The sequence below is a fragment of the Sporosarcina jiandibaonis genome, assembly GCF_013184495.1.
Taxonomy (GTDB): Bacteria; Bacillota; Bacilli; order Bacillales_A; family Planococcaceae; genus Sporosarcina; species Sporosarcina jiandibaonis.
Map to the genome: position 1 here is coordinate 276,631 of NZ_JAAOIY010000002.1, position 12,484 is coordinate 289,114.

Annotated in this window: 19 protein-coding genes; all 19 read left to right on the forward strand. The window is 43.1% G+C overall.

The features are described from left to right. Positions 1–38: 38 nt before the first annotated feature. The 19 genes from fusA (at position 39) to rpsH (ending at position 12,480) form a co-directional block, all read left to right on the forward strand. Entirely contained in the window at positions 39–2,117 is a 2,079-nt protein-coding gene (fusA, locus tag G8782_RS08530; protein WP_172370523.1) for an elongation factor G, read from the forward strand. 118 nt (positions 2,118–2,235) lie between these two features. Continuing rightward, on the forward strand, positions 2,236–3,423 hold the full coding sequence (gene tuf, locus G8782_RS08535) for an elongation factor Tu (protein WP_172370524.1): 1,188 nt from the start codon (positions 2,236–2,238) through the stop codon (positions 3,421–3,423). Positions 3,424–3,881: 458 nt separating this feature from the next. After that, complete coding sequence (locus tag G8782_RS08540) at positions 3,882–5,201, forward strand: Na+/H+ antiporter family protein (RefSeq protein ID WP_172370525.1); 1,320 nt, start codon at positions 3,882–3,884, stop codon at positions 5,199–5,201. Positions 5,202–5,454: 253 nt separating this feature from the next. Continuing rightward, entirely contained in the window at positions 5,455–5,763 is a 309-nt protein-coding gene (rpsJ, locus tag G8782_RS08545; RefSeq protein ID WP_172370526.1) for a 30S ribosomal protein S10, read from the forward strand. A 52-nt stretch (positions 5,764–5,815) separates the two neighbouring features. Further along, positions 5,816–6,445, forward strand: coding sequence for a 50S ribosomal protein L3 (rplC, locus tag G8782_RS08550; protein WP_172370527.1), 630 nt, complete (start codon positions 5,816–5,818; stop codon positions 6,443–6,445). 25 nt (positions 6,446–6,470) lie between these two features. Further along, on the forward strand, positions 6,471–7,094 hold the full coding sequence (gene rplD / locus G8782_RS08555; RefSeq protein WP_172370528.1) for a 50S ribosomal protein L4: 624 nt from the start codon (positions 6,471–6,473) through the stop codon (positions 7,092–7,094). Then, positions 7,094–7,378, forward strand: coding sequence for a 50S ribosomal protein L23 (rplW, locus tag G8782_RS08560; protein ID WP_172370529.1), 285 nt, complete (start codon positions 7,094–7,096; stop codon positions 7,376–7,378). The genes rplD and rplW overlap by 1 nt, the downstream gene beginning before the upstream one ends. A gap of 47 nt (positions 7,379–7,425) precedes the next feature. Then, on the forward strand, positions 7,426–8,253 hold the full coding sequence (gene rplB / locus G8782_RS08565) for a 50S ribosomal protein L2 (protein ID WP_343035017.1): 828 nt from the start codon (positions 7,426–7,428) through the stop codon (positions 8,251–8,253). A gap of 60 nt (positions 8,254–8,313) precedes the next feature. Then, positions 8,314–8,592 (forward strand): 30S ribosomal protein S19, encoded by a 279-nt coding sequence (gene rpsS, locus G8782_RS08570; RefSeq protein ID WP_172370530.1) that lies wholly within the window; start codon positions 8,314–8,316, stop codon positions 8,590–8,592. A gap of 19 nt (positions 8,593–8,611) precedes the next feature. Continuing rightward, positions 8,612–8,956 (forward strand): 50S ribosomal protein L22, encoded by a 345-nt coding sequence (gene rplV / locus G8782_RS08575; RefSeq protein WP_172370531.1) that lies wholly within the window; start codon positions 8,612–8,614, stop codon positions 8,954–8,956. Positions 8,957–8,959: 3 nt separating this feature from the next. Beyond that, positions 8,960–9,619: a 30S ribosomal protein S3 gene (gene rpsC / locus G8782_RS08580; RefSeq protein ID WP_172370532.1), complete on the forward strand. Its 660-nt coding sequence runs from the start codon at positions 8,960–8,962 to the stop codon at positions 9,617–9,619. A gap of 1 nt (position 9,620) precedes the next feature. Beyond that, complete coding sequence (rplP, locus tag G8782_RS08585; protein WP_172370533.1) at positions 9,621–10,055, forward strand: 50S ribosomal protein L16; 435 nt, start codon at positions 9,621–9,623, stop codon at positions 10,053–10,055. Next, the gene (gene rpmC, locus G8782_RS08590) at positions 10,045–10,245 is read left to right on the forward strand and encodes a 50S ribosomal protein L29 (protein ID WP_172370534.1); all 201 of its coding nucleotides are present in this window, start codon (positions 10,045–10,047) and stop codon (positions 10,243–10,245) included. The genes rplP and rpmC overlap by 11 nt, the downstream gene beginning before the upstream one ends. A 17-nt stretch (positions 10,246–10,262) precedes the next feature. Beyond that, positions 10,263–10,526 (forward strand): 30S ribosomal protein S17, encoded by a 264-nt coding sequence (rpsQ, locus tag G8782_RS08595; RefSeq protein WP_172370535.1) that lies wholly within the window; start codon positions 10,263–10,265, stop codon positions 10,524–10,526. A gap of 39 nt (positions 10,527–10,565) precedes the next feature. After that, positions 10,566–10,934: a 50S ribosomal protein L14 gene (gene rplN / locus G8782_RS08600; protein WP_172370536.1), complete on the forward strand. Its 369-nt coding sequence runs from the start codon at positions 10,566–10,568 to the stop codon at positions 10,932–10,934. Positions 10,935–10,969: 35 nt separating this feature from the next. Beyond that, a complete protein-coding gene (gene rplX / locus G8782_RS08605; protein WP_172370537.1) occupies positions 10,970–11,281 on the forward strand; it encodes a 50S ribosomal protein L24 in 312 nt (103 codons plus the stop codon). Positions 11,282–11,307: 26 nt separating this feature from the next. After that, a complete protein-coding gene (gene rplE / locus G8782_RS08610) occupies positions 11,308–11,847 on the forward strand; it encodes a 50S ribosomal protein L5 (protein ID WP_172370538.1) in 540 nt (179 codons plus the stop codon). A gap of 19 nt (positions 11,848–11,866) precedes the next feature. Then, the gene (locus G8782_RS08615; protein ID WP_172370539.1) at positions 11,867–12,052 is read left to right on the forward strand and encodes a type Z 30S ribosomal protein S14; all 186 of its coding nucleotides are present in this window, start codon (positions 11,867–11,869) and stop codon (positions 12,050–12,052) included. A gap of 29 nt (positions 12,053–12,081) precedes the next feature. Beyond that, positions 12,082–12,480, forward strand: a complete 399-nt coding sequence (gene rpsH, locus G8782_RS08620) for a 30S ribosomal protein S8 (protein ID WP_172370540.1) — start codon at positions 12,082–12,084, stop codon at positions 12,478–12,480. Positions 12,481–12,484: the final 4 nt, after the last annotated feature.

A 12,484-nucleotide genomic window follows, 5' to 3' on the forward strand; every position in this document is an offset into this window, starting at 1 on the left:
AGTATTAAAAGTCTAATCCACGGAAGGAGATAAACAGCATGGAAAGAGAGTTCTCCTTAGAGAATACTCGTAACATTGGAATCATGGCTCACATTGACGCGGGTAAAACAACGACAACTGAGCGTATCCTTTATTACACAGGTCGTATTCATAAACTTGGTGAAACGCATGAAGGTGCATCTCAAATGGACTGGATGGAGCAAGAGCAAGAGCGTGGAATTACAATCACGTCTGCCGCTACGACAGCTCAATGGAAAGGTCACCGCGTAAACATCATCGATACACCGGGACACGTAGACTTCACTGTTGAAGTTGAACGTTCTTTACGCGTACTTGATGGCGCGGTAACTGTTCTTGATGCACAATCAGGTGTTGAACCACAAACTGAAACGGTTTGGAGACAAGCTACAAACTATCAAGTTCCACGTTTAGTATTCGTTAACAAAATGGACAAAACAGGTGCGGATTTCCTTTACGCACTAAGTACACTCCATGATCGTCTAGGTGCAAACGCACACCCGATCCAGTTACCGATTGGCGCGGAAGATCAATTTGAAGCGATTATCGACTTAATCGAAATGAAAGCAACTTTCTATGGCGATGACACTGGCATGGACGTTGAAGTCCGTGATATCCCTGAAGAACATGTTGCAAAGGCAGAAGAATATCGTGAAAAACTAATTGAAGCGATTTCTGAGTTCGATGAAGAATTGATGGAAAAATATTTGAACGGCGAAGAGCTATCTGTAGCTGAAATTAAAGAAGCAATTCGTAAAGCGACACTAAACGTAGAGTTTTATCCTGTCGTATGTGGAACTGCGTTCAAAAACAAAGGTGTTCAACTCGTCCTTGACGCAGTTATCGACTACCTTCCATCACCAATTGACATCCCTCCGATGACAGGTATCAATCCTGACGACGAAGAGGAAGTTACACGTCCTGCAGACGACAACGGCCCGTTCTCGGCTCTTGCGTTTAAAGTTATGACGGATCCATATGTAGGGAAACTTACATTCTTCCGTGTATATTCCGGGACGCTAAAATCTGGATCGTATGTTCAGAACACTTCTAAAGGTAAGCGTGAGCGTGTAGGACGTATTCTGCAAATGCATGCCGATTCCCGTGAAGAGATTTCTGAAGTGCATTCCGGAGACATTGCAGCTGCAGTCGGATTAAAAGATACAGGTACAGGTGACACGCTATGTGACGAGAAAGCTCCGGTTATTCTCGAATCTATGGATTTCCCAGAACCAGTTATCTCAGTTGCAATTGAACCAAAAACAAAAGCGGACCAAGATAAAATGGGTCAAGCTTTAGTTAAGCTACAAGAAGAAGATCCAACTTTCCATGCTCATACTGATGAGGAAACTGGCGAAGTTATTATTGCAGGTATGGGTGAACTTCACCTAGACGTACTCGTTGACCGTATGCGTCGTGAGTTTAACGTTGCTGCAAACGTTGGTGCTCCACAAGTATCTTACCGTGAAACTTTCCGTCAATCTGCGGAAATCGAAGGTAAGTTCGTCCGTCAATCAGGTGGACGTGGACAATATGGACACGTTTGGGTTGAATTCTCACCAAACGAAGAGGGTGCAGGTTTCGAATTTATCGACAATATTGTCGGAGGATCTGTTCCACGTGAATACATCGGTTCTGTTGAAGCAGGTATCCGTGATGCGCTAGAAAATGGTGTAGTTGCAGGATATCCACTGATTGACATTAAAGCACGTCTTTTCGACGGTTCTTACCATGACGTTGACTCCAACGAGATGGCGTTTAAAATTGCCGGTTCTATGGCACTTAAAAACGCAGCTTCAAAAGTCAACCCGGTTCTTCTTGAGCCAATGATGAAAGTTGATGTCATTATTCCTGAAGAGTACATGGGAGATATCATGGGTGATATTACATCACGCCGTGGTCGCGTTGAAGGAATGGAAGCGCGCGGTAATGCACAAGTTGTTGCTGCAATGGTTCCACTTGCTGAAATGTTCGGTTATGCAACAGCACTTCGTTCTAACACACAAGGACGCGGCGTCTTCTCAATGGTGTTTGATCACTATGAAGAAGTTCCGAAGTCAGTTTCAGAAGAAATTATTAAAAAGAATAAAGGCGAATAATTGTAATTCGCTGTTGATTCTAGTATAAATAATTTATATGCACTAAGCTGTTGTAGCTTTATTGCTACAATAGCTATAAAAACTATTAAATGTTTATATTTTAAGGAGGCTTTCCATAATGGGTAAAGAAAAATTCGATCGTTCCAAAACGCATGCGAACATTGGAACAATTGGTCACGTTGACCATGGTAAAACAACACTAACAGCTGCAATCGCAACAGTTCTTGCGAAAAGACTAGGTGGAACAGCTCAGTCATATGACCAAGTTGATAACGCACCAGAAGAAAAAGAGCGTGGAATCACGATTAACACGTCTCACATCGAGTACGAAACTGAAAACCGTCACTACGCGCACGTTGACTGCCCAGGTCACGCGGACTACGTTAAGAACATGATCACTGGTGCAGCACAAATGGACGGCGGAATCCTAGTTGTTTCTGCAGCTGACGGCCCAATGCCACAAACACGTGAGCACATTCTACTTTCACGTAACGTAGGTGTTCCTTACTTAGTAGTATTCATGAACAAATGTGATATGGTTGACGACGAAGAACTTCTTGAGCTAGTTGAAATGGAGATCCGTGATCTTCTTTCTGAGTATGACTTCCCTGGCGATGACATTCCTGTTATCCAAGGTTCAGCGCTTAAAGCACTAGAAGGCGACGAAGCATACGAAGATAAAGTTATGGAACTAATGGCTGCTGTTGACGAGTACATCCCAACACCACCACGTCAAACTGACAAACCATTCATGATGCCTGTTGAGGACGTGTTCTCAATCACAGGTCGTGGTACAGTTGCAACTGGACGTGTTGAGCGTGGACAAGTTAAAGTAGGCGATACTGTTGACATCATCGGTATTGTTGAAGAAGCTAAATCTACAACTGTTACAGGTGTAGAAATGTTCCGTAAGCTTCTTGACTATGCAGAAGCTGGCGACAACATCGGAGCTCTTCTTCGTGGAGTAGCACGTGAAGATATCCAACGTGGACAAGTACTTGCTAAACCAGGTTCAATCGTTCCACACACGAGCTTCACTTCTGAAGTTTATGTTCTATCAAAAGAAGAGGGTGGACGTCACACTCCATTCTTCTCAAACTACCGTCCTCAGTTCTACTTCCGTACAACTGACGTAACGGGTGTAATCGAACTTCCTGAAGGCGTAGAAATGGTTATGCCTGGCGATAACGTAGAAATGAAAGTTGAACTTATTTCTCCGATCGCTCTTGAAGAAGGTACGCGTTTCTCTATCCGTGAGGGTGGACGTACTGTTGGATCAGGCGTAGTTGCTTCAATCCAAAAATAATTTATACTAATATGAAAAACTCCTGCCAGACGTGGCGGGAGTTTTTTTGCGTTGTGGCGTCATTGGTAGCTTCGAGCAAGTTACTGGAATAAACACCTCCCGTTACGGGAACAACGAGCTGCGATCCGGTAACAAAGTTGTGCAAAATCACAATACGGGAATAAACAAGCGAGCTACGGGAATAAACACATCCGTTACGGGAACAACGGGCGGCGATCAGGTAACAAAGTTGTGCGAAATCCTAGTGCGGGAATAAACATATAGCTTCTTTAGACGCCTGCGTTGCGGTATTAGTCGTTTGTCTGAAGATATTGATCGCAATGGTCAGCATTTTAGTCGTTATACTCCTCTGGTAAGGTTGTTAAAATTTGTTTATTGACAGACTAAGAGTATTTTGTTAAATTAGGACAGTGAACTTTAGTACTTTAGCAGAATGAAATCTCTAAGGAGTGAAATATATGAATGCAGTTCTTATTGCAGTAGTAGTTATGTTGTTTTTAAGTTTAATTCGAGTGAATGTAGTGCTTGCGTTGGTTGTGGGTGCAATCGCGGGGGGCCTAACGGGCGGTCTTACGTTTGAGGCGACAATAGAGTCGTTTTCAGGGGGCCTCGGGGCCGGTGCCAATATTGCATTAAGCTACGCCCTTTTAGGTGGATTTGCTGTTGCGATTTCGCAAACCGGGATTCCGCAGTTGCTCGTCAATGGAATGTTGAAAATCGTAAAGAAAGACGGAGAAGAAGATCGTACAGCGCTTGGGAAAGTTTTGGTCATCTTAATCCTGCTTCTAATGGCGATGTTCTCGCAAAACCTAATACCGATTCATATCGCATTCATCCCATTATTAGTTCCGCCGATTTTACACGTCTTGAATATGTTGAAAATCGATCGTCGATTGATCGCTTCTGTCTTAACGTTCGGGTTGACCGTGCCGTATATGATTTTACCGTATGGGTTCGGGTTCATTTTCCATGAAATATTAGCAACTCAAATGAAACTCGCTGGTCTGACAATTAATATGTCGGATATTCCGAAAGCGATGGTTATTCCAGTGTTAGGACTTGTTATCGGTTTGTTAATCGCGATATTCATTTCGTACCGAAAACCGAGAGAGTACGAAAACCGACAAATCGAAGTGTCCGAGAACATTGTAGAAATTAAAACTCGTAATCTCGTATTTACTGTAATTGCCTTGATCGGTACACTTGCTGTACAAATACCGACGCAATCCATGATTGCAGGAGCTGTTACCGGAATCGGTATCTTATATATAACTGGAGCATTAAAATGGAAGGAAGCAGATGATCTATTAAACGACGGCATGAAGATGATGGCTTTCGTCGGATTCGTTATGATTGCTGCGAACGGATTTGCTGCGGTTCTTAATGAAACAGGCCATGTTGCTTTACTTGTAGAGCGTACAAGTGAAATGTTAGGAGATAATAAAGGATTGGCAGCACTCTTAATGCTGCTCGTTGGTTTAATAGTGACGATGGGCATCGGTTCCTCATTTGCCACGATTCCGATCATTGCGTCCATCTTCGTCCCATTAAGTATCGCTTTCGGTTTCAGTACAATGGCTATCATTGCGCTTGTAGGGACGGCAGCCGCGCTTGGAGACGCCGGTTCACCTGCATCCGACTCGACGTTAGGACCGACAGCGGGACTAGATGCGGACGGACAACACAACCACATATGGGACTCTTGTGTTCCAACCTTTATTCACTTCAGTATTCCGTTATTAGTATTCGGTTGGATTGCGGTAATGTTGCTAGATTGAGCTTAGTAACTTTTCCGACTAATTGCTAGGTTATTGCATCTAGTTATCAAAGCGACTATAATAATAAAAGCATTGAAAAGAATTTCGTTAAAACACTTGCGAAATTCTTTTTCCTTGTGTATAATGTTGAATGTTGCTCTTTGACTGCGATGAAGCGAGAGGTTGCCGACACACCCGGCCGCATTGCCATGGCGCGTGTGTGGGAAATTTTCGTGGAGAATGTCTATTAATTAGGCGAAAGGGAGGGAAAGTAATGGCAAAACAAAAGATTCGTATTCGTTTAAAAGCATATGATCACAGTATCCTTGATCAATCTGCTGAAAAGATTGTCGAAACAGCAAAACGTTCTGGAGCAAGTGTATCGGGTCCGATACCGCTACCGACAGAAAGATCTGTTTACACGATTCTTCGTTCAGTACACGTTAACAAGGATTCACGTGAGCAGTTTGAAATGCGCACGCATAAACGTCTGATCGATATTGTTAACCCGACACCGCAAACTGTCGACGCGTTAATGAAACTCGATTTACCATCAGGCGTAGACATTGAAATCAAATTATAATAGAAATTATAATCGATAGAACAAATTTATTATATTACAGGAGGTGTGACGAATGACCAAAGGAATCTTAGGGAAAAAAATCGGCATGACGCAAATTTTTGCTGAAAACGGTGATCTGATCCCAGTAACAGTGATTGAAGCTACTCCAAACGTTGTTCTTCAAAAGAAGACTGCAGAAACGGACGGCTATGAAGCAATCCAACTAGGATTTAACGATAAAAGAGACAAGCTATCGAACAAACCTGAAAAAGGGCACGTTGCGAAAGCTGATACAACGCCTAAGCGCTTCATCCGCGAATTTCGTGGTTTGGACGTTAACGCACACGAGGTTGGTCAGGAAGTCAAAGTCGATACATTCGCAGAGGGCGATATCGTCGATGTTGTAGGTACATCAAAAGGTAAAGGTTTCCAAGGTGTTATTAAGCGCCACGGATATTCAATTGGTTCCATGTCTCATGGATCACGTTTCCACCGTTCACCAGGTTCAATCGGATCTGTAGACGCTCAACGTGTCTTCAAAGGTAAGAAACTACCAGGACGTATGGGAAATCAAACAGTAACAATTCAAAACCTTGAAATTGTTAGAGTTGACGCTGAGCGCAACTTGCTACTAATTAAAGGTAACGTTCCAGGATCACGTAAATCTCTTATTCAAGTGAAAAGCGCGATTAAAGGGAACTAATTAATAAAGGAAGGAGGAAGTTGGAATGACAAAAGTATCCGTTTTAAGTCAAACAGGTTCTTCAGTTGGCGAAATCGAATTAAACGATGCGATTTTCGGAATCGAGCCGAACGAAGCGATTTTGTTTGAAGCATTGGTCCAACAGCGTGCATCACTACGCCAAGGTAACCACAAAGTTAAAAACCGTTCTGAAGTTGCTGGCGGTGGACGCAAGCCATGGCGTCAAAAAGGAACAGGCCGTGCGCGTCAAGGGTCAATCCGTTCCCCACAATGGCGTGGAGGCGGTGTCGTATTTGGTCCAACACCAAGAAGCTACGCATACAAATTACCAAGAAAAGTTCGCAGAATCGCTCTTTTATCTGCACTTTCATCAAAAGTACGCGAAGAGAACATTATCGTTCTTGACGAATTGTCATTTGATGCACCAAAAACAAAAGAGTTTGTACAAGTATTGAAAGATCTTTCAATCGACAAAAAAGCATTGGTTGTCACTGCAGACCTTGATGAGACGGTGGCATTGTCCGCTCGTAACATTCCTGGAATCAGTGTTGTAACTGCAAGCAGCATCAATGTTCTTGACATCGTTGCGCACGAGAAATTCGTCGTAACTAAAGCAGCAGTAGAAAAAATTGAGGAGGTGCTTGGTTAATGGAAGCACGTGATATCTTAAAACGTCCGGTCATTACCGAGCGTACTTCTGATCAAATGGAGTTTAAAAAATACACTTTCGATGTCGACACGCGCGCTAACAAAACACAAGTTAAGCAAGCTGTTGAAGAAATCTTCGGAGTGAAAGTAGAAAAAGTAAACGTACAAAACTATAAAGGCAAGTTCAAACGTATGGGTAAACACGCTGGTTATACAAACAAACGCCGTAAAGCGATTGTTACGTTAACTGAGGACTCAAACGACATCGAACTATTCGAACTATAAGTTTCTACTATTAAGTAACACGAATTATACGAAGGAGGGAAAACAAGGTGATTAAAAAATACAAACCTACTTCTAATGGACGTCGTAATATGACTTCATCTGATTTCTCCGCAATTACTACGGATAAGCCAGAAAAATCATTGCTAGCGCCGGTTAAACGGTCAGGCGGACGTAACAATACAGGTAGGACTACTGTTCGTCACCAAGGTGGCGGCCATAAACGCCAATACCGTGTCATCGATTTCCAACGTCGGAAAGATGGCATACCAGGACGCGTTGCTACGATCGAATACGATCCGAACCGTTCTGCGAATATCGCTTTAATTAACTATGCTGATGGAGAAAAACGTTACATCCTTGCTCCAAAAGGTCTTCAAGTTGGAATGACAATTATGTCAGGTCCAGATGTTGACGCTAAAGTAGGTAACGCACTGCCGCTTGAAAACATTCCAATGGGTTCAACAATCCACAACATTGAAATGAAACCTGGAAAAGGCGGTCAACTCGTACGTTCAGCTGGTACATCTGCACAACTTCTAGGACGTGAAGGTAAATATGTCATTATTCGTCTTCAATCCGGTGAAGTGCGCATGATCCTTTCTGCTTGCCGCGCAACAATCGGTCAAGTTGGAAACGAACAACACGAACTTATCAACATCGGTAAAGCAGGACGTTCACGCTGGATGGGTAAACGCCCGGCAGTACGTGGATCCGCAATGAACCCGAACGATCACCCGCACGGTGGAGGAGAAGGACGTACTGGAATCGGTATGCCATCACCACTTACACCATGGGGCAAACCAACGCTTGGTTACAAAACGCGTAAGAAAAACAACGCTTCTGACAAACATATTGTTCGTCGTCGCAAGAAGTAAGTTAGAATCACTGCGGTTCAATTATTGGGCCGTAGTCAAATCAAGGAGGGAGGTTCTGACATGGGCCGAAGCTTGAAAAAAGGACCTTTTGCAGACGATCATCTTTTAAAGAAAGTCGAAGCGCAAAAAGGTTCAGAGAAAAAACAAGTAATTAGAACATGGTCAAGACGTTCAACAATTTTCCCGTCTTTCATCGGAATGACGATTGCAGTATACGATGGTCGTAAACACGTACCAGTATACGTTACTGAAGATATGGTTGGTCATAAACTAGGTGAGTTTGCACCGACACGTACATTTAGAAATCACGGTGGCGACGATAAGAAAACAGGTCGTTAATTGAGAGGAGGTAAATCTGATGCAACAAGCTAAAGCTACTGCCCGCACAGTCCGTATTGCTCCTCGTAAAGTTCGTCTAGTGGTTGATCTTATCAGAGGTAAGAAAATCGGTGAAGCTGTGGCAATTCTACGTCTGACGCCGAGAGCGGCATCTCCAGCTGTAGAAAAAGTATTAAATTCAGCCGTCGCAAACGCTGAACATAACTATGAAATGGATGTCGAGAACTTAATTGTTAGCGAAGTATTCGTTGATGAAGGACCGACATTGAAACGTTTCCGCCCACGTGCACAGGGACGCGCAAGTGCTATCAACAAACGCACAAGCCACATCACTGTCGTGGTAGCAGAGAAGAAGGAGGGATAATTCGTGGGTCAAAAAATACATCCTAATGGTTTGCGTGTCGGTATCATACGTGACTGGGAGTCAAAATGGTACGCTGAAAAAGACTACGCAACATTATTGCATGAAGACTTGAAAATTCGTGAGTATATTGACAAGCATCTAGTGGATGCATCTGTTTCTAAAGTAGAAATCGAGCGTGCTGCAAAGCGTGTAAACATTTCTATTCACACTGCGAAACCTGGAATGGTAATTGGTAAAGGTGGCTCCGAGGTCGAAGCTCTCCGTAAACAATTAAATGCGATTACAGGCAAACGCGTACACATCAACATCATCGAAATCAAACGTGCAGATCTTGACGCGAAATTAGTAGCAGAAAACATTGCACGTCAATTAGAAGGCCGTGTTTCATTCCGTCGTGTGCAAAAACAAGCAATTCAACGTACACTTCGCGCTGGTGCGAAAGGGATTAAAACACAAGTTTCTGGACGTCTTGGCGGTGCGGACATCGCTCGTGCAGAACATTATAGTGAAGGTACTGTTCCTCTTCATACTTTACGTGCAGACATTGACTACGCTCATGCAGAAGCTGATACAACATTCGGTAAGCTTGGCGTAAAAGTATGGATTTACAGAGGAGAAGTCCTTCCAGCGAGAAAGAAGAACTCTGAGGAAGGAGGCAACTAATATGTTAATGCCTAAACGAGTTAAATATCGTAGTGTATTCCGCGGCAGCATGCGTGGAACTACAAAAGGTGGAGCAACTGTTGAATTTGGCGAGTATGGTCTTCAAGCTCTTGAAGCATCATGGATCACAAACCGTCAAATTGAAGCAGCGCGTATTGCAATGACACGTTACATGAAACGTGGAGGGAAAGTTTGGATTAATATTTTCCCACACAAACCATATACAAAAAAGCCTCTTGAAGTTCGGATGGGTTCCGGTAAGGGTGCTGTTGAAGGCTGGGTAGCAGTTGTTAAACCTGGTAGAATCATGTTTGAAATTGCAGGTGTCGATGAAGAGGTAGCTCGTGAAGCGCTTCGTCTTGCATCTCACAAGCTTCCTATTAAGAGTAAGTTTGTAAAACGTGAAGAAATTGGTGGTGAATCTAATGAAAGCTAAAGAAATCCGTGACTTAACAACTGCAGAGATTGAGCAACAAGTGAAATCACTGAAAGAAGAGCTTTTCAACCTTCGCTTCCAATTGGCGACTGGTCAATTAGAAAACACTGCACGCATCGGTCAAGTTCGTAAATCGATTGCGCGCATGAAAACTGTAATACGTCAAAGAGAAATCAGTGCAAATAACTGATGAAGGAGGTTCCAACTATGACTGAGCGTAATGAGCGCAAGGTATATACAGGGCGCGTCGTTTCTGACAAAATGGATAAAACGATCACTGTGTTGGTCGAAACACAAAAGAAGCATACCTTATACGGTAAACGTGTGAAGTATTCTAAAAAGCATAAAGTTCATGACGAGTTGAACGAAGCGAAAATAGGAGATATCGTTCGCATTGCGGAAACGCGTCCGCTTTCGAAATCAAAACATTTCCGCCTAACTGAAATCGTCAAGAAAGCAATCGTTATTTAATAGATATCGGATACTGAAATCCGAGGGGAGGTAGCCTCAATGATTCAACAGGAAAGTCGTATGAAAGTCGCCGATAACTCAGGCGCTCGTGAAGTTCTTACAATTAAAGTACTTGGTGGTACAGGTCGCAAAGTAGCCAATATCGGTGACATCGTTGTCTGTACAGTGAAAAAAGCAACACCAGGTGGCGTTGTTAAGAAAGGCGAAGTCGTCAAGGCTGTTATCGTGCGTTCGAAAACCGGCGTTCGTCGTAACGACGGATCATATATAACTTTTGATGAGAACGCATGCGTGATCATCCGGGACGACAAGAGCCCACGTGGAACACGTATTTTTGGACCTGTTGCTCGCGAACTTCGCGATAGCAACTTCATGAGAATTATTTCTCTTGCTCCAGAAGTACTTTAATTAACATGACAGTGCAAAACAGGAGGTGCGACAGAATGCATGTAAAAAAAGGCGATAAAGTTATGGTCATATCCGGGAAAGACAAAGGTAAGACCGGCGTGATCCTAGCAGCTTTTCCTAAGAAGGACCGTGTGATTGTTGAAGGTGCAAACATCGTTAAGAAACACACGAAACCTAACCAGGAAAATCCTCAAGGCGGAATAATGAGCATAGAGGCAGCGATCCATGTTTCAAACGTCATGCTAATCGACCCTAAAACTAACGAGCCAACTCGTGTAGGGTACAAGATTGAAGATGGCAAAAAAGTTCGTGTTGCTAAAAAATCCGGTGCAGTACTGGATAACTAAGTAGCGGTTGAAAGGAGGTCCAATAGATGAGCCGTTTTAAAGAGAAGTTTATTAACGAAGTTACACCTGCTCTAATGAGCAAGTTTGAATATACATCAGTGATGCAAGTTCCTAAAGTGGACAAAATCGTAATCAACATGGGTGTTGGCGATGCTGTTCAAAATACGAAAGCACTAGATGCGGCAGTGGAAGATTTAGCGATTATCTCTGGTCAAAAACCAGTTATCACAAAAGCGAAGAAATCTATCGCAGGATTCCGTCTACGTGAAGGAATGCCTATTGGAACAAAAGTTACATTACGCGGTGAACGCATGTATGAGTTCCTAGATAAATTGATTTCCGTTTCATTGCCACGTGTTCGTGACTTCCGCGGTGTTTCAAAAAGAGCATTCGACGGTCGTGGAAACTATACGCTTGGTGTAAAAGAGCAATTGATCTTCCCTGAAATCGAATATGATAAAGTATCTAAAATTCGTGGTATGGACATTAACATCGTAACAACTGCTAATTCAGATGAAGAAGCACACGAGTTGCTTAAGCAGTTCGGCATGCCATTCCAGAAGTAAATAAGAGGGAGGCGAAATCATGGCTAAAAAATCAATGATTGCAAAACAAAAACGTACACCTAAATTTAAAGTGCAAGAGTACACGCGTTGTAAACGTTGTGGACGTCCGCACTCTGTATATCGTAAATTCATGCTTTGCCGTATTTGTTTCCGCGAATTAGCGTACAAAGGACAAATTCCAGGCGTTAAAAAAGCAAGCTGGTAATCCCCAAATATGGGAAGGAGGTCAATGGAATGACAATGAGTGATCCGGTCGCAGATATGCTTACTCGCATCCGTAACGCGAACATGGTTCGTCACGAGAAGCTTGAGGTACCTGCATCAAACATGAAAAGAGAAATTGCTGAAATCCTAAAACGTGAAGGTTTCGTCCGTGATGTTGAATTTGTTAAAGACAACAAACAAGGCATCATCCGAATCTTCCTTAAATATGGTCAAAACGACGAGCGTGTTATTACTGGTCTAAAACGTATTTCAAAACCAGGACTTCGTGTTTATGCAAAAACAAATGAAGTTCCTAAAGTATTGAATGGTTTAGGTATCGCCCTCGTGTCTACATCACATGGCGTTCTTACTGATAAGGAAGCACGCGCTAAACAAGTAGGCGGAGAAGTCGTAGCTTACATCTGGTAATACG